This window comes from Vibrio mytili (assembly GCF_000830505.1).
Classification (GTDB): Bacteria; Pseudomonadota; Gammaproteobacteria; order Enterobacterales; family Vibrionaceae; genus Vibrio; species Vibrio mytili.
On record NZ_JXOK01000008.1, the window covers coordinates 45,256 to 68,951 of the forward strand.

Below are 23,696 nucleotides of genomic sequence, written 5' to 3' on the forward strand. Positions count from 1 at the left end.
TAGGTTTTCGCTACGTATCAGCAAGTCAAAGCAAGTATCACGCCAACCTACCACCGCATTACCCAAACTATAGCCACGATATTGCAGCCTTATTAAGTCTAGTAATTGTCAAGCGATGGTTAGTAATCATAACCCATTATCAAAATTGAAAAACCAGCTTCATTTTACTGGCCTATCAGCAAGCATCAATCGCATTTTTCACTCGTTTATCAGACACAGGATAAGGCGTGCCTAACTGTTGAGCAAAATAGCTTACCCTCAACTCTTCCAACATCCAGCGAATTTCTTTGACGTTCTCAGGAATCGCCACACCTTTCGGGATTTTGTTCAATAGTTCTTTGTAGTCATTGGTGACAGACTCGATTTTTAGCATGTGTAACCGATCTTTGTTTGGATCGATCGGCAATTTTTCCATTCGTCTTTCTATCGCCCGCAAATAACGCAGAATATCAGGAAGCCGCTTCCAACCGCATTCAGTCGCAAAGCCTTTGAAAATCAAACCTTCAATTTGCGCTTTAATATCTGAAAGTGCAAATGCCATCGTGAAATCAATTTTACCTTTTAGCTTTTTATTAATGTTGAATGCTGTCGTCAAAATGGTTTCTACTTGCTTTGCAATTTCGACCACTGTATCGCCCAGTTCTGCGCGAACGTACTCTTTCAACGCTTCGAACTTTTCTGGTTCCCAAACTAATCCGCCCTGCTCTTCAATCAGCTTATCAACTCCACAAGCGATGCAGTCATCAATCAGGTCAAGAACCTTGCCATAAGGGTTAAAATATAAGCCCAATTTTGACTTGTTAGGCAAGTTCGCATGCAGATATTTGATTGGCGAAGGTACGTTGAGCAGAATTAAGCGACGTTGGCCAGCGCGCATTGCTGTGACCTGCTCGTATTCCGTTTCATAAAGTTTTATTTCAACACTGTCTTTGGTATCCACCAATGCAGGGTAAGCTTTTACATCATAGCCCCCACGCTTTTGCTGGTAGACCTTTGGTAACTCACCGAAACTCCAAGTGTGTAGTCCTTGTTGCTCGATGTCATCATCCGCAACTTTGGACAACGTTTCCTGAACTTTGTCTTTTAGGCTTTCTTTTAACTCATGAAGGTCACGATTTTCTTTCAGTTTTCTATTACCATGATCCACTGCTCGGAATGTCACTTTTAAGTGATCTGGCACTTGATCCATATTCCAATCTTCGCGCAATACTTCCACACCCGTCATACGGCGTAGCTCTTTTTCCAATGAATCTAATAAAGGCGCCTCCATTGGTGTCACTCGCGCCAAAAATGCATCGGCATAGTTAGGAGCAGGTACAAAGTTTTTACGGATGGTTTTAGGTAACGATTTAATCAAGCTAACAACCAGTTCGTGACGCAGACCTGGGATTTGCCAATCAAAACCAGCGGGATCTACTTGGTTTAAAATTGGCAGTGGCAAGTGCACCGTGACACCGTCACTATCTTCACCTGGTTCAAATTGATAACTAAGCTTGAGTTTTAAACCATTTTGATGCCAAAAGTTAGGGTAATCCAAATCGGTAACATGACTAGCATCTCCCTTGAACAACATCTCTTTTTCGAAATTAAGTAGTTCAGGAGTTACCTTCGATGTTTTTTTCCACCATGAATCAAAATGTTTACCAGATACCACTTCAGTACCGACACGTTGATCGTAGAAATCAAACAACTCATCATCGTCGACCAAAATATCTCGGCGACGTGATTTATGCTCTAGCTCTTCGACTTCTTGCAAAAGCTTACGGTTTTGCTTGAAGAATGCGTGTTTGGTTTCCCACTCACCTTCAACTAAAGCACTACGAATGAATATTTCACGACTAACCGCAGGGTCGATACTACCGTAGTTAACCAAACGTTTCGGAACGATTGGCACGCCATAAAGCATGACTTTCTCGTGTGCCATCACCGCGGCACGCTTCTTCGACCAGTGCGGTTCACTATAACTACGTTTGATAAGGTGTTTTGCTAGCGGCTCAATCCATTCAGGCTGGATTTTGGCAATAATACGTCCCCAGAGTTTTGAGGTTTCCACCAACTCCGCAGACATGATCCACTTGGGTTGTTTCTTAAATAAACCGATGCAGGGAAAATATGAAAACGTGCGTTTCGAGCGCCTTGATATTCACTTTTCTCTTGGTCCTTCATACCAATATGCGACAATAAGCCAACCAAGATTGCACTATGGACACCATGATAGGATGCGGGCTCATCATTGAGCTTAAAGTCCATTTCATGCATGGATTGATGAATTTGAAAATACACATCTTGCCATTCGCGTACCCGCAAAAAGTTAAGATAGTCTTGCTTGCACTGTTTACGGAATTGATTACCTGTGAGCGCTTTTTGTTGCTTTTGAATATAGTCCCAGAGGTTAACAAACGTGAGAAAATCCGACTCTTCGTGGAAGAAACGTCGGTGCTTATCATCTGAAGATTGCTGTTTGTCGGATGGGCGCTCGCGCGGGTCTTGAATTGACAGCGCCGCCGCAATAATCATCACTTCTTTAAGTGCACCGTATTTAGGTGCTTCCAAGACCATACGCGCTAACCGCGGATCAATCGGTAAGCGAGCCAGTTGTCGTCCTGTTGTTGTAAGACGTTTTTTGGCCTCCTTCACATCTGGATTGATCGCGCCAAGTTCTTCTAAAAGGCGTACACCATCTTGAATGTTGCGCTTATCTGGCGCTTCAACAAATGGGAACGCTTGTATGTCACCGAGCCCGAGTGAAGTCATTTGTAAAATAACAGACGCTAAGTTGGTACGAAGAATCTCTGGATCGGTAAATTCTGGTCTTGACTCAAAATCTTCTTCTGAATAGAGACGAATACAGATCCCCTCTTCGACACGCCCACAACGACCTTTACGTTGGTTTGCACTCGCTTGAGATATAGGTTCAATAGGAAGACGCTGAACCTTTGTGCGATAGCTATAGCGACTGATACGTGCCGTACCTGGGTCAATTACATATTTAATGCCTGGGACCGTAAGCGATGTTTCAGCCACGTTGGTTGCAAGAACAATTCGACGACCTGCATGTGGCTGGAAAATCTTGTTCTGCTCTCCCGCAGACAAGCGCGCATATAGCGGCACTATCTCAGTGCTTTTCAAATTACGCTTAGACAATGCATCCGCAGTGTCACGAATCTCGCGTTCACCATTCATGAAAATCAGGATATCGCCCAGCCCTTCATCACACAGTTCATCAACCGCTTCAAAGATACCCTCTAGTTGATCGCGATCGGTGTCGTCATCGCCGCTTAACGGGCGGTAACGGGTTTCTACTGGGTAAGTACGACCTGATACTTCGATGATTGGCGCGTTGTCAAAGTGTTTCGAAAACCTTTCTGGATCAATCGTCGCAGACGTAATAATGACTTTTAAATCCGGGCGACGTGGTAACAGTTCTTTTAAATAACCCAAGATAAAATCGATATTCAAGCTGCGCTCGTGCGCTTCGTCGATAATGATGGTGTCGTATTGATTTAAGAAACGATCATGTTGAATTTCAGCCAACAGAATACCGTCGGTCATCAATTTTATTTGCGTGTTCTCAGAAATTTGGTCATTGAATCGGACTTTATAACCGACAAATTCACCAAGCTTGGTTTCCATCTCTTCAGCGATTCGGTTTGCTACTGAGCGAGCCGCAAGACGACGAGGCTGAGTGTGACCAATCAAGCCAAACTTACCACGGCCCAATTCTGCACAAATTTTGGGTAGCTGGGTGGTTTTACCCGAACCGGTTTCACCGGCAACAATAACCACTTGGTTTTCTTCAATCGCCTTCGCGATGTCTTGCCGTTTTTGACTAACGGGAAGAATTTCTGGGTATTCGATTTTGGGGTGAGAACTGATGCGCTGCTCTGCAACCATCATTGACTTGGCGATGTCTAACGCAATTTCATCAAACACGGCATGGCGTGATGCCTCTTTTTTAATCTTGCTCGCACCAGAAATACGTTTGCTTAAGCGAAAACGGTCCCGCATCATGCACTGATTGAGTGCTTTGCGTAAGGATACGGCGTTATTCTGTTGCGACTGAGGCGGCTGAGTATTCACCTCGCGCTCAGCTGATTTTTTGGCGTTTTTATCACCTTTTTCAGCAACAGTTTGCTCTTTCTCAGGTGTTCTCTTTGTAGGCTGTGACGAAGTCAAAGCGTTTCCTATTCTTTTCATTACATAAAACTGCGCGAATTGTATCACACAAGCCTTGAAACTGGACAACCCAAAGGTTATTCAATTTTTTCGAACAACTTAAGCAAATGCATCAGGTTTTGAGTCAAGTTCCATGACTTATAATCCAGTGATTAGCCGAAAGCACTTAATTAAGGAACATCATATGTCTCGTGTATTAGCTCTTAAATCAAGCATTCTTGGTGATTACTCTCAATCAAACAAACTGGTTGAAGATTTCACAAAAAACGTAGCAGAAGACAAATTAATTGTTCGCGATCTCGCTGCAAATCCACTTCCAGTTCTGGACTTCTCCGTTGCGACTGCATTACGTGCGACAGAAGATCTTTCTCAAGAGCAGCAAGACGTCGTGAATTTATCTAATACATTGATTGAAGAGATTAAAGCTTCAGACACACTCGTGATTGCTGCACCAATGTACAACTTTACAATCCCTACTCAGCTTAAAAACTGGATCGATTTAATCGCCCGTGCTGGCGTGACATTCCAATATACAGAGAATGGTGTACAAGGTCTTATCGAAGGGAAAAAGGCCATTGTTGTAACAACACGTGGTGGTATTCACAAAGATTCAGCGACTGACATTGTAACGCCTTACCTGCGTACTGTTTTAGGGTTTGTCGGTATCACTGATGTTGAATTCGTGTATGCAGAAGCACTAAATATGGGCGACGACGCTGCTGCTCAAGGTATGACATCGGCTCAAAGCCATTTAGCCTCTTTGGCATAAGTAATCTGCAGTTGCGCTAACTCATGATTCGAAGGGATTGGAGATACTGATCCCTTTCTCTTATTTCTCATTGTTACTTTTTATTTGCTTCTTTTCTATGTCGGTCACCGCTTTTCGGTAAAACCGTTCCAATGACGCTTCAGCTTCATTGATCATTTTTTCTATCATCGCATCAAAAGCAACGTCGCTTGGAATCGCGATTTCATCCCCTACACTCACTTCCAGTGAATTGTCGTAAATCACCAACCAATCATCGCCCTCTAAGTGCCCTTCTCCGTGGACCACAAAGAATCGTTTGGCGAATTCATCATTCGTACAGTTTATACCTTCAATTTGGATATTGAACGAGGAGTCGATACTCATCGTGCTCATTCCCTGCTCACTTTCCAATGCATTGCACACGTGCTTAACACTTGCGCGATAAGTGAATTTGAGTTGAGATAATGACTTTGTTGTCTTCATGCAGTCATGATGGTTGATAACCTAGCTCGGTACAAATCCGACCTTTGCACAAAGCGAATGATTTCTCGTTCAAGCTCGGTACTATCACAACAAGTATTCACGGCTTGTTCAGAAATAGGCGTCATCGTCAATTTTTTGATAAACGTAATTTTATCTAATGTTCTTTATTCATAAGCCGTTACAATAGTACACGTTGCAATCCAACGGTTACCTCAAAATCAACATAGACATAACGACGCACAAGTGAAAGCATCCGAACTCATTTCTATCCTCAACACATTACCGCCTGAACACGATCCTGAAATAGTGATGGGAGAACAATGGCTGCCTGAACGGTTAGTCGAAACCCAACTCGATGGCGATTTGTTGTTTTTAAACTTTGATAATGCACCAGAAGATGAACAAGGAGAGGAAGAAGGCCGTGGCTTTGTTGAACACGAAATTGAGTTAATTCGTACTCGCTTACAACAAATTCTGGATGAAAATAGCGATAGCGCTTCCAAATCGGACGCGATCTTGGGAATATTTCTCATGGGTCATGAACTGAGTAGCTCACAAGTTATCGAAATCTTGGAAGAGTCAGAGACGCCATAGAACAACCATAGGATAAGGAGTCGCTTTGCCTGCACAGCCCAATATTAGTCGTTCCCCTAAACTTCCTTTGATCATCGCAGGTCCTATCCTACGTAAGGTAACGGCATCAGAAGTGAATATTTGGCTTGTCACGACTGAACCATTGCAAGGCAGTGTGGAAATAATCGACCTGCATTCTAAACAAACACATTACTCCGCTTCACTCGACCAGCATCAATCTCTACAAGTTGGTCAAAGAGCATGGGTTTCGCTACTGATGCTTACTGGAATCTTTCCAACACAGCAGCCGCTTCGCTACCAACTTCATACCCAGCATGGATCACTTACAGAGCTATTACCCAATTTGAATTATGACCATGACGACAGTGCTTATCGCGGCGTCGAGTTTGTTATTAACGACAAAGCAGACTACGTACTACATGGCTCATGCAGAAATCCTCACCATTTTAGTGACGATACTCTGGTTGCAGCGGATACGAAAATTTCAAAGCAACAGGCTGAGTCCCGACCTAGCATGTTGATCATGAGCGGTGATCAGGTCTATACGGACCATGTTGCAGGCCCCACCCTGGACGCAATTGAGCAAGTAATCGATATCTTAGGTTTGCCGAGTGAAAAATTTGAACAGGCAGTTGTCGAGGATAGTACGTCACTTTATCAACACCCATTCCGTTTCTACGGACGTGATAAATTGTTACCGCATTACATCGAGGAAGACCGCTTATTCAGTCGTTTTCTCCCAAAAAGAGAAATACCTATTTTTAGCGCAAAGCAATGTGAAAATCACTTAATCAGCTTTGCCGAATGTTTTGCGATGTATTTGCTTGTCTGGTCTCCTATCCTTTGGAAGCATGTAGAGCAAGATCGATTACTGAGGCAAAACTTCATCGTGGGTGGCCAACAGCTAGCCCCTAAATGGCAAAAGCAATGGCGTGAAGAAAAAGTTCATATTGATAAATTCATTCAGGGTTTAGACAAAGTTCAACGTCTGCTGGCACATATTCCTACTTATATGATTTTCGATGATCATGATGTCACCGATGACTGGAACTTAACGATTGGCTGGGAACAAGCGGCTTACAACCACCCGTTTTCGAAAAGAATTATTGGCAACAGCCTGATTGCTTACTGGCTATGCCAAGGGTGGGGAAACGCGCCAGAGAAGTTTGGAGATGATTTCCTACAACTTGCGAAGGAATTTTTAAATCTTGGAACAGAGAAAGCTCAAGATACATTCATTCAACACCTTTACCGCTTTGAAAACTGGCACTACACCATCCCAACATCTCCAAAAGTCGTTGTTCTCGACACCAGAACGCGCCGTTGGCGATCAGAGTCGAGAATGTACAAACCCTCAGGGTTAATGGATTGGGAAGCGCTAATCGAGTTCCATCAAGAGCTCGTTCATCAAGACAAAGTGATCATCGTTTCGGCAGCGCCGATGTTTGGCGTAAAGTTTATCGAAACCCTTCAACGCATATTTACCATTGCAAGACAGCCCTTGATGGTTGATGCAGAGAACTGGATGGCGCACCCAGGAAGTGCGAATACACTCATCAGCATTTTTACGCACACCAAGACACCAACCAATTTCGTCATATTGTCGGGAGATGTGCACTATTCGTTCGCTTATGATATTAAGCTGCGCTTTCGAAAAAATAGTCCGAATATCTATCAAATCACCTGCAGTGGAATAAAAAACCAGTTCCCAACCCGACTCCTCAACCTATGTGATGCACTTGATAGAATGCTGTATAGCCCCCGCTCTCCGCTAAACTGGTTCACAAAACGTAAGCGACTAAAAATCTATAAGAGAGCGCCCAGTACACATAACTTTTACCGACTGGTAAATCACAGCGCGATTGGTGAGTTACATCTGGATGAGAATGGAAAACCGAGTGATATTCGTATACTAACCAGTGATGGCGATGAAGTGTCCTTCCCTGCGACAAAGAGTGAAACAAGTGACGCTCCTGATCATAGTAAATAACGGGTAAAAATGTTCCCCCTTGTTTCCAACTATTGCACCTGCGTGAGGTTTGATCAATTGTTTGCCTCGATCGGTATAACGATTAGCTTCTAGCGGAAAACGTACCGAACGCAGGATTATTAAGTTATTAGGCGTTGGTCTTGAGATTCACAAGTCTCATGCCCATTTTAAAAACATAGACAACGACAAGGCGCTCAATATGTTTAACTCTCTCACCACCTTATTTAAACAACTTATCGACGGTTCAGACTTGAGTCAGATTAACACGGCTTCTCCAAATTTAGCGATCGCGTGTTTACTCTGTGAGGTTTCTTCTGCGGACCATCAAGTAGATGAAAAAGAACACGAAACGATACGCTCATTGCTAGTAAAATTGCTTACATTAGATCAACAAGAAGCGGAATCGATCCTCAATCAAGCGCAAGCAAAAACGAAAGAGTCGGCTTCGTTGTACGATTTTACTTCACAACTGAGAGAGCTCTCTCAAGAAACCCGCTACGACCTGATCAAAAGTATGTGGGAAGTGGCGTACGCTGATGGGGAAATAGATCCACTCGAAGAAGCCGTAATTCGCAAAACGGCAGAGTTATTGTACGTGGATCACAGCGACTTTATTAGGGCAAAACTGCAGTCTCAATAACAACGTAACAAGGTCAGTCAACTAACAAGGACTAAGAGATAACATTAGTGTTGAGGCACATAGAGGCTCTTGTTTTGATTTATGGATGTTCCTCAGAAGACCTTATTAGAAGCAAAAACCAAGAACAAATAGATCAGAATAATCAAAAAAGAAAAACGCGCTATTCAGCGCGTTTTAATCTAAAGCCATTTTGATTATTTTCGTCAAGCCAATGACAGTTATTAGTGTCTAATGTTTGATACAAGTTAAGCATATAGACTGCTTACTGTGTAAACACTCGGTAAAACTCATGTCATGGGTTTTAATAACCGGAAGCGGGATCACATTTAAAGCATGGCAAGTGCGAGTTTCGCTAAGTTATAGGCATCCACATACCCGGAGTGCTGTCGTCCTTCCCAATCAATGCCTTTTGCTTCTTGTGCAGCACGATGACCAATACGCTTATCTTTAAGACGGTTTTGAACTCGATAAAGTGTTGCTAAGTTGATAAATTCGCTAAACGGCGCGTCGATCCCTTTTTGCTGACACTCTTTGAGTAAAATCAAATCATCTCGTCCCCATGAGGCGTATATCTTATTACGGCCACCGAAGTTCTTAACCATCGATTTCAGTACTTCTTCCAGAGGCCGTCCCTGCTTCTCGATTTTTCGTGGTGTAATCCCTGTGAGTTCTGCACAAAACAAGGACACTTCATCATGTTCCGGCTTAACGTAGTACTGCGCTCGTTTAACGATCTCGCCTTTAGACAAATCTATTTCAGCTAACCCTACTTCGATGATCTCTCCTGTACGGCCAACGCCATTTTCGCTCCAGCAACACATTTCTAAATCGAAGCATACGATACGGTTATGGTTCATCGTTTGTCGTGGTTCCTAATATAAATTTGAAAGCGTGCAATACTACCGCAACGATATAAAAAACTCGAATTTACCCGATGATTAAATCACCGATTAACCGGGGGATCTGCGGAATCGCACAATATTGTTCAACAAACAATCAGGAATAACTTCTCATAGTTGCTTCAATCGTCGATTTTTCATCCGCTTCGAGCGCTATTATGATGAATTATTACAGCGTTAAGCCTTGAATATGCTAACATCCACCATCATTTTAGTGTCTAAACTTGGTGCAAGATCGCAAAGACGATCATTTCAAAGCTATGAGCCAATACTGAGCACCATAAAATTAATTAAAGAGAATAAATGTCATGAACATTGATTTGAACCTAATTCCTCAAACGTTTGATATGCTCCACGCTGGTCTGGCAGCATCGAGCGTTTTACTTCTTTTGGTTGCCGTTTCTCGTAAATCTAAGGTAGTGGAGAAAGTCGTCGAAAAGCCTGTCGAAAAAATTGTAGAGGTTGAAAAGCCTGTTGAAAAAATTGTTGAAGTCGAGAAAGTCGTTGAAGTTGAAAAAGTGGTAGAAAAAGTCGTTGAGGTTGAATCTAAGCTTGCTACCGCGTCTACAGATTCCGCTATGCAACTGCTGTCTATCATGCAGCAAGAAGCGCGTTTAATCGACTTTTTACAAGAAGACTTAACCTCCTTCTCTGATGACGAAGTGGGTGCAGCGGCTCGGGTTATTCACACTGGCGGTCAGAAAGTATTAAAAGACTATGTAACCCTTGCTCATATCCGTAACGAAGATGAAGAAACTCGCATCACTGTTGAAGAAGGCTTCAACCCACAAGAAATTCGCCTAACAGGCAATGTGACCGGTAGTGCTCCTTTCAATGGCACTCTGGTACATAAAGGCTGGAAGGCAACGGCAATGAACCTGCCAAAGCTATCTGAAAACTACGATGCGTCTATCATTGCACCAGCAGAGGTTGAGTTGTAATGGAACACATGAATCAAGAAACCACTTCTCAAGAGCAGCCATCGGCAAAATTTAGTGTCGGTATCGATTTGGGCACCACGCACTGTGTTATCTCGTTTGTTGATACTCAGAATGAAGATGCTCGTGTTGAAGTCATGCCTATCCCGCAACTTACTGCGCCAGGTACGGTAGAAACTCGTAGCCAACTCGGCTCGTTTCTTTACCAGCCACACGAACATGAAATGAACCCACAATCTCGCGTTCTGCCTTGGTCTAGTGAACCCAAAGCTCTGGTGGGTGCTATTGCACGTAACTTGGGCGCTAAAACGCCAATCCGCCTGATTGCGAGTGCTAAATCTTGGTTGTGTCACGGTGGTGTAAACCGTCGTGAAGCATTTCTACCTGCTGGAAGCCCTGAGGAAGTAGAAAAAGTCTCCCCGCTTCGTGCAACAGAGCTTTACCTTGAGCACCTCAAAGAAACATGGGACCACACACACCCAAACCATCAGCTTGCAGATCAAGATGTGACCATTACGGTTCCTGCATCGTTCGATCCTGCAGCACGCGACCTAACCGCTGAAGCGGCCCGCAACGTCGGTTTTGTCAATCTGACTCTTTTGGAAGAACCTCAAGCGGCACTTTACAATTGGATCGATAACAGTGAAGACAAATGGCGCGACGAGGTTGAAGTTGGCGACATCGTTTTGGTTGTCGATATTGGTGGTGGTACTACGGACCTTTCTTTGGTCGAAGTAACAGAAGATGAAGGCAACCTAACACTCAACCGTATCGCAGTAGGTGAACACATCCTACTTGGCGGTGACAACATGGATCTCGCCCTTGCCTACCGCTTGAAGATGAAACTGGCGCAAGAAGGCAAAGAACTGCAACCTTGGCAAGTTCAGGCGATGACGCACGCATGCCGTGACGCAAAAGAAGCACTATTAAACGACAGCGAACTTCAGTCAGTGCCAATCGTGGTACCAAGCCGTGGCTCTAAACTGCTTGGCGCAACGCTGAAAACAGAACTGACTCAACAAGAAGTACAGCAAACACTGGTTGATGGTTTCTTCCCACAAGTGACGATTAGCGATCACCCGGTTCAACGTAACCGTGGTGCACTGACGCAAATGGGTCTACCTTACGCGCAAGATGCAGGCATCACTCGTCACATTGCCGCGTTCTTGTCTAAACAAGCAAACGCGCTTTCTGCTTCAGGAAATGACAGCGCAGAATCAGCAGCTCAAGACTTTAACCCGTTCGCGAACATGCCTGGTATGCCAGGTGCGGATGCAGCGCAATCGGCTGACTTTATAAAACCGACTGCGATCCTATTCAACGGTGGTGTTCTGAAATCAACACTGCTCTCGACGCGCTTAGAAGACACCATCAATGAGTGGTTGATTGAAGCCGACGCTGAAATGGCAAAACGTCTTACAGGTGTCGATTTGGATCTTGCAGTTGCTAGCGGCGCAGCCTACTACGGTGCGGTCCGCCATGGTCAGGGCGTACGTATTCGTGGTGGTATTGCTTCGGCATACTACGTAGGAATCGAAAGTGCGATGCCTGCAATTCCTGGAATGGCGCCTCCGATGGAAGCGCTTTGTGTTGCACCATTTGGTATGGAAGAAGGATCAAGCGTTGATGTCCCTAGCCAACAGTTCGGTTTGATCATCGGCCAGCCCGTTAACTTCCAGTTCTTTGGTTCAACCGTTCGCCGTGATGACCTTGCTGGTACACATTTAGATTACTGGGCACCAGAGGAACTTGAAGAGCTGCCGGAAATTCAAGTTACCCTGCCTGTATCTGAAGGTCGAAGCGAAGGCGAAGTGGTTCCTGTAACCCTTGCTTCTCGCGTGACAGAGCTAGGTACGCTTTATCTCGAGGCTATTGCCGCTGATAACGGCCAAAAGTGGCATGTAGAATTTGATGTACGTGACGACGCAAAAAGCGACGCAAACGAAGAATACTAAGTAGCAATGACAAAACGGCATCCAATTGGGTGCCGTTTTCAAATACACGAAGGTTTGTATGGCATCTCCTTGTTTCCTTGTTGGTATTGACTTAGGCACCACAAACACTGTGGTGGCATATTGTGAAATCACCGACAACCTTGAACAGTCTGAAGTTTCCCTATTTGATATTGACCAACTTATTGGTCCGGGCGAAGTGGTTCGTAAGGCACTGCTACCCTCTTTCCGCTACCATCCAGCTGAAGGACAAATATCACCGTCTGATTTAACGCTTCCATGGGACAACCAACCCGTACCTGGCGATATTAACAACGTTATTGTCGGTGAATGGGCGCGAGAATTAGGTGCGAAAGTCGAAGGTCGTCAGGTATCCAGTGCCAAAAGCTGGCTATCACATCAAGCGGTGGACCGCAGTTCCGATATACTCCCTTGGGCCGGCGCACAGGACGTTGATAAAGTCTCGCCTGTGATTGCGAGTGCCAGTTACCTCAATCACATTCGTCAAGCCTGGAACTACCGTCACCCAAGCAATAAACTGGAAGATCAAGAAGTGGTCGTTACGGTACCAGCATCGTTTGACGAGACAGCGCGTAAGCTCACTTTAGAGGCGGCCGAACTGGCTGGCTTGACGAAAATTGTCTTACTCGAAGAGCCACAAGCCGTATGTTACGACTGGTATGCACGCCACCAACAAACTGCCTCAGAAGAACTCAAAGGATTACCCTTAATTCTTGTGTGCGATGTGGGTGGTGGTACGACCGACTTAAGTTTGATTGAAGCAAAATTTGACGGTTCAAGTGAAGAGCTTGCTTTGGATCGTATTGGTGTTGGCGAGCATTTAATGTTGGGCGGTGACAACCTAGACTTAGCATTAGCCCACTTAGCTGAAAACCGTTTTAATCAGAGTAAAAAGCTCACAGCAGCAAGTTTAACCAAGTTAATTCAGCAAACTCGTAAAGCGAAAGAAAGCTTGCTTTCTGCAAGTGCACCCGATGACGTAAAAATCACCATGCTTGGTAGTGGTTCTAAACTGCTTGGAGGGACCAAGAGTATTTCTCTAAGCAAACAAGAAGTTCATCAAATTGCGCTGGACGGTTTTTTCCCGCTGTCAGAGTTTGGCGAAGTCCCTGATAAACGCCGCAGTGCGGTGGTAGAATTTGGTCTTCCTTACGTCGCTGATCCAGCAGTAAGTAAACACGTCGCTGAATTTTTAACTCAGCATCAGCAAGTCTCACGTGCCGCCCTTGGCATAGATGATGAGCAACAAAATGCCATTCCAGTCGGTATTCTGTTGAACGGTGGTGTGTTTAATAGTGACCTTGTTACAAAGCGCGTAACTACTTTGCTCTCCAATTGGCGTGGTGCGCCAGTTACGGTACTCGATAATCCTCATCCAGATTGGTCTGTAGCTCTCGGCGCCGTCGCGTTTGGTAAAGCAAGACGCGGCGCGCAACTTAAAATTGGTGGTGGTGCTGCCCGCTCCTATTTCTTGCATCTGCAAGAAAAAAACAAAATGGGCAAAGCACTGTGCTTACTCGCAAAAGGAACCGAAGAAGGCCATGAAATTCGCTTAAGTGGTCGTCGCTTTTCCCTAACGTTAGGCGAGCCTGTTCGTTTCAACTTACTGACCTCAACGCACGATACCTTAACGAATAACACCACGATTCAAAATGGCGTAATCGCGAGGTAGACCCTGACTTATTCACCCCCCTCCCACCATACATTACCACTCTCGAGGGTGAAGGTGCGGCGCTGCATGCTAACCAAAAAGAGCGAGTAGAAGTACAGCTTGCCTGTCAGTTGACCGAAGTCGGCACGTTGAAAATGGAGTGTGTCCGCGCAGACGATGACAGTAAGCGCTGGGCGTTAGAGTTCGAAGTTCGCAATAAACAAGTAGATGAAACCGAGGAAGTGCAACTTCACCCAAGGTTGAACGAATGTAAAGCGTTGATTGCTCGTCTGTATAGCGGCAACAAAAAGAGTGCAGATAGCAAAGAGATTAAAACCTTAGCGAAGGATCTTGAAAAGAAACTCGGTAAACGCGATGAATGGGATTTTACTACGCTCCGTCAATTGTTTGATGCATTTTCGCAAGGACGAAAGCGTCGTCGTCGCTCTGAACCACACGAAAAGAATTGGCTACGACTGTCTGGGTTTGCACTGCGACCAGGTTTTGGAGATGCAACGGATTCATGGCGAATCGAACAAGTGTGGAGCCTGTATCAACAAGGCATTCAATTTAAGAATCATCAAGGCTGGACGGATTGGTGGGTATTCTGGCGCCGCATTGCGGGCGGTTTAAACCAAGAACAACAAGAAACAATACTTGCCGATATCGCTAAATATTTACATCCAGGTGCGATGAAGAACCCGCAGTCAGCAAAAGCGGCGCAAGACATGGGTTATGAAGCCATGGTTCGTCTCTCTGCCTCTTTAGAAAACCTTGAAGTGGAAGATAAAGTGCTACTGGCAACCTGGTTCTTGAGTAAAGCCATCAACCATAATCAATTCCAACAGGCGCACTGGTGGGCTATGGGTCGTCTTGCGTCTCGCACGCCACTTTATGGCAGTCAACACAACGTAATTCCACGTGAACAAGCTGAGCAGTGGCTTCCCAAATTGCTCGATCAAAACTGGCAAAAAGAACCAATGATCGCGTTTGCCGCTGTCATGATCTGCCGTAAAACGGGAGACCGATTGTTTGATATTTCTGATGATTTTAGACAACAAGTTCTAGCCAAGCTTAAACAGAGCAAAGTGCCAGAGTCTTGGGTGTCTTTGGTTGAAGAAGTAAAAGAACTCTCGGAAAGCGAATCAAAACGCGTATTTGGTGATGCGCTACCAAGTGGTTTAACGCTGGTCCATCATTAACTACGTAATCCTAGTCGTCAATTACGTAATCCCATTCTTTGCAAGATTAGAGACGCTCTGACTTACACAGCCCTTCACATCGAAGGGCTGTGTTTTATCTAAAAAGACATCAATTCATCTCTGTCGTAATGACCACATCTCGCGTTTCGTTATCCATATCACTAATGCCCACCACAGACACTTCACGATCGGATAGCGTTTCGATCAAGCTATCTTCTAAACCACCATCGGCTAACCAAGTATAAAATTTATCTGCGATGCGTTCGGAACCTTCGCCAACAAACGTTAATGTGACCTTTTTCATGAGTGGCACCCCATTAATTTACGATTCAGCCACTTAAGCGTAGTATGTTTGCTAAACATAAACAGTAAACAACGTAGAATTATTTATGACCATTGAAAAATTTGATGCTATTTATCAGCGTGCTGCAGAACGTAAAGGAGGAGAAAACCAGCTGGAACAGTTGATCTCTCACCCACTAAGTAAATCTGAATTGGCAAAGATTACAGACGATCGCTGGCTGGCCGCCTTCTCGATGAAAGTATTTCAAAGTGGCATTTCTTGGAGCGTCGTTCGTAACAAATGGCCAAATTTTGAAGAAGTCTTTTTTGGATTCAAAATTGAACCCTTACTGATGCTTTCAGACGAACAATGGGAAACCAAAGCAACGGACAAGCGCATCATCCGCCACCTTAAGAAAGTCATGTCTATCCCAGCTAACGCCCGCATGATTCACGAAGCTCAGCTTGAACATGGGTCATTTAGCAATATGGTCGCAAACTGGCCTCAAGATAATATCACGGGTCTGTGGAGCTACCTTAAAAAGCACGGTAATCGCCTAGGAGCAATACAGGCCCTTACACACTGCGTCAAATGGGCGTTGACACGTTCATCCTTTCTAACGACGTAGAGGCTTATTTACGTAACTATAAAATCATCGAAGGCGGTAAAGATACGAAGAAATCTCTGGATGCTGCAAACAAAGCGTTTCTTCAATGGCAGCGAGAAAGTGACAGAAGTCTCTCTGAAATCAGTCAGATCATTGCTTTTAGTACCGGTGACAACCGAATATAAGTGCCTCTTTAATAATATCGGAGGGAGCGACATCTCTCCCTCTACCCTTAACAAGTTTTACGAATCCCCGCTTTCACTACCATTCGCAACCGTTAACAAAAAATTCACATTGTGTTGTTTGATCAAATACCGACAGACAGAATGCCAGAATTTCAATAGAGCAGGTATTCGAAATTGGTACAATCTACCGTTTTTCAAATTGTGCATTATTTGCACTTGTAAACTATCCATTTAGATTAATAATAGTTCCATAAAAAATTCAGTATGTTAAGTCGGGGGCGTGATGAAAATCTTCTGGGAATTACGTTGGTATTTCCAACAAAAATGGAAACATTACGTTGGCTCGATTGTTCTTCTAGCACTGATTTCTCTTCTCCAGCTTGTTCCCCCAAAAGCAGTCGGCATTATTGTTGATGGTGTTGTTGATAACACTTTAGATACAAACACATTAGTCCTTTGGTTGTTTGGGTTAGCCCTTCTGGCTTTCATTATTTATGGATGTCGAATTCTTTGGCGTATTTGGCTGTTTGGTGCCAGTTGGGAACTGGGGACCATTCTACGCAATAAGCTCTATCGGCACCTCTCCTCTCAACCTCCTCGATTCTTCGAACGTTATAAAACTGGCGATTTGATGGCACGCGGAACTAACGATGTACGCAACATTGTTACGACAGCTGGTGAAGGTGTACTGACTGCCGCTGATTCCTTAATTACTGGGATCGCAGTGTTCATTATCATGGTTACCCAAATCAGCTGGAAACTAACTTTAATGGCATTACTCCCAATGCCTTTTCTTGCCATTGTTATTTTCTATATCGTGCGTATTCTCCACTTGCGTTTTCGCACGGCTCAGGAAGCCTTTTCTACCATGTCTGACATGACACAAGAATCACTCAACGGCGTTCGCATGTTGAGAGCCTTTGGCTTAGAAGAGCAAGAACAAAAACGTTTTGAAGAAGTTGTTGAAGATACTGGCGATAAAAATATCGCGGTAGCCAGAGTAGATGCACGCTTCGATCCCGCCATTCAATTAACGATTGGTCTTTCCTTTTTACTCAGTATCGCTTCGGGAGCCTATCTTGTTGATAAAGGAGAAATAACGCTAGGCGATTTAACGGCATTTAATATGTACCTCGGGTTAATGATTTGGCCCATGCTCGCGTTCGCCTTCTTGTTCAACATTCTCGAGCGAGGTTCAGCAGCATGGAACCGCCTACAAGAGATTTTTGATGAGAAGCCAGAAATTGTCAGTGGTGATATACCATTAGAAAGTAAACCACTTCCCCTCAACATCAACATTGATGAATTTCATTGGTCAAAGGATTTACCACCCGCCCTTGTCGATGTCGATATCTGCTTAGAACCGGGACAGATGTTGGGAATAGCCGGACCTGTTGGGAGTGGTAAATCCACCTTACTCACACTGCTTTTAAGGCAACATGAATTAGAGAAAGGTAATATAAAACTTGGCGATGTTGATATCAAAGAAGCTAAGCTGACTGAGTGGCGACAACGCTTTGCGGTGGTCAATCAGACACCATTTCTCTTTTCTACGTCTATTTTCGACAATATCGCACTAGGCAATCCGAGCGCCAACAAAGAGCAAGTTTATGAGGCAGCAAAACTGGCATGCGTTCATGAAGATATCGAGAAATTTCCAGAAGGTTATCAAACTGAAGTTGGTGAAAAAGGTATCACACTCTCCGGTGGTCAAAAGCAGAGAATTGCAATAGCACGAGCAATGTTACTTAATGCTCAAATTCTGGTTCTGGACGATGCTCTGTCAGCAGTAGATGGGAGAACGGAACACCAAATTTTGCAAAACCTTGAAACTCATTATCGCGATCAAGCGTTAATCGTTATTGCACACCGATTAACGGCATTAGAAGCGGCAGATGAAATCATTGTGTTGAATCAAGGAAATGTCATCGAACGTGGCCCTCATTATTCATTACTTGCCCACCAAGGTTGGTATGCAGAAATGTTCCAATACCAGAAACTTGAACAGGCAATGGAGGAGTAATAGATGAAACAAAGCAGCACATTTAAGCGGTTACTTTCTTATCCATTGTCACAACCCAAACCCATGTTTAAAGGGTTTTGCTTACTGTTTATCGCTGCGTTAGCAAGTGCCAGTGGTCCATGGCTGATTCAATATTTTATCGATGAACACATCGCGAAAGGCGAATACGGGCAAAATGTATTGATTCCTCTGGTTGCTGGCTATCTGCTCCTTCAAATCATTGCCGCCGTATTTCAATATCTTCAATCATTACAGTTTAGTATTGTAGCGGCAAATACGATAAAAATGATTCGTAAGCAGGTTTTCTCCGGTGTCATCAAACAGCCGCTGTCGGCTTTTGATTATACCCCTGCGGGCAAGCTTGTTTCTCGAATCACCAACGATACCGAGTCCCTTCAACAGTTTTATGAGTTACTCATTGCCACTGTGGTAAAAAACACCGTGATGATTTTAGTTATGCTGGGTGTGATGTCCCTGATGAGCTGGAAACTCACGCTTGTTGTTCTTGCGTTGCTTCCAGTCGTTATCGGCTTTATGTGCCTATTCAAAATATTAAGTACCCAAAGTTATCGAAAAATGCGGGATTTACTCACCGACATTAACGCCAACTTAAGCGAATCTATTCAAGGTATGAGTGTGATTCAGTTAATGCGGCAGGAAGAGCGTTTTAATAAGCAGTTTAACGATCTGACAGCAGAGCATTTAGTCGCTTCCAAGCAAGTGATTCGTTTGAACGGCTATTTACTGCGACCGCTAATGGATCTACTTGCAGGAATTGCGCTGCTTTGTTTGGTCGCAATTTTTGGCTTCAACGGGGTCGAGTTGATTGGTGTGGGTGTGCTATACGCCTTTATCAGCTACCTAGCCCGTGTAACCGAACCTTTGATCGAAATGACGCAACAACTCGCCCTACTCCAGCAAGCTTTAGTTTCTAGTGAGCGAGTATTCGAACTTATCGACGCAAACGAACAAACCTATGGTCAAGACGCTCAGCCGTTGCAAACAGGACGTATAGAAATCAATAACCTCACCTTTAGTTATGACGGTAAACAGAACGTCCTCAACAACCTATCCTTGTCGGCAAACCATCAGGACTTTATTGCTTTAGTCGGACACACAGGTAGCGGGAAAAGCACCTTAGCGTCGCTGTTAATGGGTTTCTATCCAACGAAAACGGGTGTGTTAAAGATTGATGACCGCCCGATAAATATGCTGAGTAAAGAGGTTCTGCGTAAAGATGTCGCCATGGTCCAGCAGGATCCTCACATCCTTCCAACATCAGTACGAGAAAACGTCTCGTTAAACCGAGATGTCAACGATTCACAAGTTTGGGATGCGTTAGATAAGGTGGGGTTGTCTGAGCAAATACGCCGTTATCCAAATGGCTTAGACACTCAGTTAGGTCAGGGTGAAACCAACCTTTCATCTGGCCAGAAGCAACTACTGGCTCTCGCTCGCGTTTTGGTTGCGAAACCGAAGATCTTAATTCTGGATGAAGCGACCGCGAATATTGACTCTGGGACAGAAGCTTTAATTCAGAGTAGTCTTAAAGTACTTCGCCAAAACATGACCTTAGTCGTTATCGCTCATCGTCTCTCAACAATATTAGATGCAGACCAAATCGTGGTGCTCCATCATGGTGATTTAGTTGAGAAAGGCACGCATAAAACGCTACTGCAACAAAATGGGCGATATGCCCAAATGTACCAATTGCAGCAAGCAAATAGACAACTAAGGCAACTAGAGTCAGAGACAAAGCCGTTAGAAGAAGCCGTTTAATCTACCCATTCGCACAGACGAACACCTGCAAGTCACATTGCGGGTGTTTTCTCAACATTTATTGATATAATCCCTCGCTATCTAGCCCAAGGTCGTTGTAGAATCACATCGAACTTCAGCTCAACGCCTACTATATTCTCATGAGCTGATTACCTGATACTGCATATTAATCTCATGAACAAAGTCCATGGATAAAGATAAGTTTACTAACATCTACCGTTTGCCTGGCTCAATTCAAATACGCATCGGCAAGTGGCAAAAAACGTTTCGCGGCACCTCTGATTTAGTTTTGCATCAGGCGTTGATGGAGCGTAACAAACAATTTAAGAAACCAGACTTCCTTCCTAAGGGCTGGTGTATTAAACCCATTGATGAAAAAGATATTACCATTACCCATCATGGCAAATACATCCAAACTGTCATGCGTACAATGCTAGACAGAAAAGTATCCTATAAACGACTTTTTCTTTCTCGTATGAATGAAGAACAAGGCGAAAAAGTACTTCATAGCTACAAGCAGGAATGGGTACGTAAACATAATCAGATCGCGAAAAAATACAACCAAATAAAGAAAAAGCAGTTTTTGAACTTAGCCAGAGAAGAAGAGGAAACGCTTTACCCTTCGATTGAAAAAGGCGAATTTGATAAAACACTGTGGAATAAACTTGTGGTATCCGCATTTGGTCCACAAAAGAAATACAAAAACCCCCACTACGTTCGCAAAGCCGACTTCTAACTTTCATCGCAGAAGCCTCTATATACATAAGCTTTTAGATACCAACTTTTCCCAAAGCGTAAGCGGTCCGAGTTGATATAGGCTCCATGAGTGAGTTAGGAGCCTAACAATCCAATATTAATGTCGAGCGTCCACACCAAACTCACTGTCTTTATAGATATCCGCTAGTGATTTCTTCTTATCTTTAGCTGTACGCGTCTTCTTAGGTTGATAATGATATTCTTGCTCTTCCAATGCTTGTTCGTGCTCTTTTGCAGATTGAACAAACTCTGAATTCGCAAGCGCTTGTTGGCGTAAGCGGTTTACTCTCTCAAGGGTTTCCCACAACATACATCACCTCCAAACTTCATTGATATAGCACTGTATATAACAACAGTATTATTTGAAGATTCCTCCACGTCAACTTATTCGCTCAATCTTTGTACTAATGAAAAAACGCTATCTTAAACAGGTTAGAAATACCGACGTTAATAGAGCCACCATTCTCTGCTTTATTTTTCTTAACTTACAACATAAGTATATGAACAAAATAAGAATTCCGCTAATTTCTTACAAAACAATAAGCAAAATTCTGAGTAAAAAAAAGCCAACGAGCAGAACTCGTTGGCTTTCAATGTTAACTGGCGTTGACCATTAACCTCATCAACCTAAAGCAGGTAACACTCCTAGAGTTATTAGCACCTGTGCCATAACAATGCCTATACCAGCGATACCGGTAAGAATCAGCGCCCCATGTCCACCAGCAACACGATACTCAGCCTCAAACTCATTTGAACGTCGGACTTTGACCACCATGACTAAGGGCAGAAAAATCGCCAGGATTGCCAACGCTATCGCTGCATAACCTAATGCCATAATGAACCCTTGAGGGTAAAACAGGGCAAACCCCAACGGCGGTGTGAAGGTAATCAAAGCCGCCAATACGCGATTTGGTTTTTCATTTTTACCTTTAATCGTATCGCCCAAAAACTCGAATAAACCTAGACTCACACCGAGGAAAGACGTCAATAGTGCCAAATCAGCAAACACACCAACAATACTTCCAAGGTTCGATTGATGCACCGTTTGCGATAGCTGACCAATCAGCGCACTTAAACCACCGTTTTCGATCAACGTGTTTTGGCTAACTACGCCTAAAGTAACAATCTGCCAAAAGATATAAATGACGAGTGGAATCGTAGAGCCGACAATAACGGCTTTTCGTAAAGATGATGTATCACCATCTAAATAATTAACGATTGCAGGAATGCTTCCATGAAAGCCGAAGGATGTAAAAATAACAGGGATAGAGGCAACGATTAAGCCTTGTTCAATAGGCATGCTTAATAGGTAGGACTCTGTTACGTTGGGTGCTAAGAAAAACAAGACGGCGACCATCGCGGCAAGTTTCATCGCAAAGAGCACGCGATTCACTTTATCTACCGTACCCGTCCCAATCGTCACGACCAACGTCACGAGCAGAGTAAAAATTATCGTCGCTGTAGGCCCGGAGATATCAAATGCAAACCATTCTAACAAACGGTCACCAAATTGCGCCCCGCCACCAGCAATGTATGCGGCACACAGAGAATAAAAAAGAAATAGCATCGCGAAACTGGCTACCCACTTTCCTTTTTTCCCCAAAATTTGCTTAGCCAAGGTATGTAATGTCGCACTGCTATCTGCATACTGGTGTAGCTCAAGCATAAGAAGAGCGGTAAACGCCATTAATGCCCATAAGCTAAACATAATGGCGAGGGAGGTAGAAAAACCAATGCCCGCAGAGGCCAGAGGAAGAGCCAACATACCGGCTCCAATTGTAGTTCCTGCAATAATGAGGGTACTACCAAACACTTTAGATCGACTCATGTATATTTATCTTTACAACCAAATTAATTATTGTCAGCATCAAATTAGGCACGATTACCTCTATTTAATACCATATGTTTATTCGGGTGAATTTTGTAGGATCTTAATAGTAAGATCAAGCAAACTGTAAGGATAAAAAACCATAAATGTAACGTATAGTTTACACTGACATATATCTCTTTAGAGTAGGAGCATTAGCCGGGAATTTTAGCTGGCAATGTCTAATACATTGTCTCGGACACCATTAATACGAAACCAACCCGCGACACTGTATCGCTCAGCATTTGTGGCAAGAACTTCATGCGGAAATTGTTCAGAGAGAAACACCAAAAGACGACCACCTTTAGGCGGCACCTTGGCAATCAGTTTATCCGCTAGATCATAAACGACCAGTTCACCCGCATCTTCTTCGTTCCACGCTTCATTAAGATAAAAAACTGTGGTTAAACGACGATTTTCATTGCCTTTAAAACTGTCAAGGTGCTTTTTATAGAAATCCCCTGCTTCGTATTTCGCAAAGTGCGCTTCATATTCAAACAAGCCCAAGAACAGATGACGGTTAACCTCATTACGGAGTTCTTCCATCTTGGTTAAGTAATCCTCAACCGGAGCGCCCATTTGTGGCGTCAACCACTGAATTTTATCACTTCGAATAGAAGCGATTCGAGTGGCATCTTCTTTTCGACCAATACGTGCTTTACTCCAATCCTCAGGGAGACATCCCCTTAAACGAGCAACGTCATTTTCAGATAAGAAATCATCCCAAATATAAAATCCATGAGTCGCTAGAGCGTCGATCAGTTCGTTCATCTTGTTTGTTTAATCGTTTGAGTTGGAGCGTTGGTATACGTAATCCAAGCCACTGCGGCAAATGCGATTTTTTGTCGCAACGACAAATGAACTGGTCGAGCTAACAAAACGTAAATAGACCCGGTTAAGCG

At 43.9% G+C, this 23,696-nt stretch carries 15 protein-coding genes and 3 pseudogenes; 11 read left to right on the forward strand and 7 right to left on the reverse strand.

Annotated elements, in window-relative coordinates; translation table 11 throughout:
• Positions 1-175: 175 nt before the first annotated feature.
• Positions 176-4,197, reverse strand: a pseudogene (gene hrpA / locus SU60_RS03680) (ATP-dependent RNA helicase HrpA).
• A 163-nt stretch (positions 4,198-4,360) separates the two neighbouring features.
• Between hrpA and SU60_RS03685 the strand changes: the two are divergent.
• Positions 4,361-4,945 carry an FMN-dependent NADH-azoreductase gene (locus SU60_RS03685; protein WP_041154371.1) on the forward strand — a complete coding sequence of 195 codons (585 nt, stop codon included), beginning with the start codon at positions 4,361-4,363 and terminating at the stop codon, positions 4,943-4,945.
• Between the two features lie 60 nt (positions 4,946-5,005).
• Here the strand turns inward: SU60_RS03685 and SU60_RS03690 are convergent, their stop codons facing one another.
• Positions 5,006-5,317: a hypothetical protein gene (locus SU60_RS03690; RefSeq protein WP_245228343.1), complete on the reverse strand. Its 312-nt coding sequence runs from the start codon at positions 5,315-5,317 to the stop codon at positions 5,006-5,008.
• Positions 5,318-5,650: 333 nt separating this feature from the next.
• Between SU60_RS03690 and SU60_RS03695 the strand changes: the two genes are divergently transcribed.
• The 3 genes from SU60_RS03695 to SU60_RS03705 all read left to right on the forward strand — a co-directional run bounded on the left by SU60_RS03695 (position 5,651) and on the right by SU60_RS03705 (position 8,631).
• A complete protein-coding gene (locus SU60_RS03695; RefSeq protein WP_041154373.1) occupies positions 5,651-6,001 on the forward strand; it encodes a VC1380 family protein in 351 nt (116 codons plus the stop codon).
• Between the two features lie 25 nt (positions 6,002-6,026).
• Positions 6,027-7,991 (forward strand): alkaline phosphatase D family protein, encoded by a 1,965-nt coding sequence (locus tag SU60_RS03700; protein ID WP_052481475.1) that lies wholly within the window; start codon positions 6,027-6,029, stop codon positions 7,989-7,991.
• A 199-nt stretch (positions 7,992-8,190) separates the two neighbouring features.
• Positions 8,191-8,631, forward strand: coding sequence for a tellurite resistance TerB family protein (locus SU60_RS03705; protein WP_041154374.1), 441 nt, complete (start codon positions 8,191-8,193; stop codon positions 8,629-8,631).
• A gap of 326 nt (positions 8,632-8,957) precedes the next feature.
• On the opposite strand, the gene SU60_RS03710 is transcribed toward SU60_RS03705, so the two are convergent.
• Positions 8,958-9,488, reverse strand: coding sequence for a 3'-5' exonuclease (locus SU60_RS03710; RefSeq protein WP_041154375.1), 531 nt, complete (start codon positions 9,486-9,488; stop codon positions 8,958-8,960).
• 350 nt (positions 9,489-9,838) lie between these two features.
• Here SU60_RS03710 and SU60_RS03715 point away from each other — a divergent pair, with 350 nt between their 5' ends.
• The 3 genes and pseudogenes from SU60_RS03715 to SU60_RS03725 all read left to right on the forward strand — a co-directional run bounded on the left by SU60_RS03715 (position 9,839) and on the right by SU60_RS03725 (position 15,294).
• Positions 9,839-10,471, forward strand: coding sequence for a DUF2760 domain-containing protein (locus tag SU60_RS03715; RefSeq protein WP_041154376.1), 633 nt, complete (start codon positions 9,839-9,841; stop codon positions 10,469-10,471).
• Entirely contained in the window at positions 10,471-12,423 is a 1,953-nt protein-coding gene (locus SU60_RS03720; protein ID WP_041154377.1) for an Hsp70 family protein, read from the forward strand. The genes SU60_RS03715 and SU60_RS03720 overlap by 1 nt, the downstream gene beginning before the upstream one ends.
• Before the next feature lie 58 nt (positions 12,424-12,481).
• A pseudogene (locus SU60_RS03725) lies at positions 12,482-15,294 on the forward strand (Hsp70 family protein).
• A gap of 109 nt (positions 15,295-15,403) precedes the next feature.
• Here SU60_RS03725 and SU60_RS03730 read toward each other — a convergent pair.
• Positions 15,404-15,598 (reverse strand): hypothetical protein, encoded by a 195-nt coding sequence (locus SU60_RS03730; RefSeq protein WP_005394200.1) that lies wholly within the window; start codon positions 15,596-15,598, stop codon positions 15,404-15,406.
• 85 nt (positions 15,599-15,683) lie between these two features.
• Between SU60_RS03730 and SU60_RS03735 the strand changes: the two are divergent.
• The 4 genes and pseudogenes from SU60_RS03735 (at position 15,684) to SU60_RS03750 (ending at position 20,907) form a co-directional block, all read left to right on the forward strand.
• A pseudogene (locus SU60_RS03735) lies at positions 15,684-16,369 on the forward strand (DNA-3-methyladenine glycosylase I).
• A 283-nt stretch (positions 16,370-16,652) separates the two neighbouring features.
• Positions 16,653-18,392: an ABC transporter transmembrane domain-containing protein gene (locus tag SU60_RS03740; protein WP_041154378.1), complete on the forward strand. Its 1,740-nt coding sequence runs from the start codon at positions 16,653-16,655 to the stop codon at positions 18,390-18,392.
• 3 nt (positions 18,393-18,395) lie between these two features.
• Complete coding sequence (locus SU60_RS03745; RefSeq protein WP_041154379.1) at positions 18,396-20,171, forward strand: ABC transporter transmembrane domain-containing protein; 1,776 nt, start codon at positions 18,396-18,398, stop codon at positions 20,169-20,171.
• 187 nt (positions 20,172-20,358) lie between these two features.
• Positions 20,359-20,907, forward strand: coding sequence for an MSHA operon transcriptional regulator (locus SU60_RS03750; RefSeq protein ID WP_041154380.1), 549 nt, complete (start codon positions 20,359-20,361; stop codon positions 20,905-20,907).
• Positions 20,908-21,024: 117 nt separating this feature from the next.
• On the opposite strand, the gene SU60_RS03755 is transcribed toward SU60_RS03750, so the two are convergent.
• The 3 genes from SU60_RS03755 to SU60_RS03765 form a co-directional block, all read right to left on the reverse strand.
• Positions 21,025-21,237 (reverse strand): hypothetical protein, encoded by a 213-nt coding sequence (locus SU60_RS03755; RefSeq protein ID WP_041154381.1) that lies wholly within the window; start codon positions 21,235-21,237, stop codon positions 21,025-21,027.
• A gap of 312 nt (positions 21,238-21,549) precedes the next feature.
• Complete coding sequence (locus SU60_RS03760) at positions 21,550-22,755, reverse strand: aromatic amino acid transport family protein (RefSeq protein WP_041154382.1); 1,206 nt, start codon at positions 22,753-22,755, stop codon at positions 21,550-21,552.
• Positions 22,756-22,962: 207 nt separating this feature from the next.
• Positions 22,963-23,565, reverse strand: a complete 603-nt coding sequence (locus SU60_RS03765; RefSeq protein WP_041154383.1) for a 2OG-Fe(II) oxygenase — start codon at positions 23,563-23,565, stop codon at positions 22,963-22,965.
• Positions 23,566-23,696 lie beyond the last annotated feature (131 nt).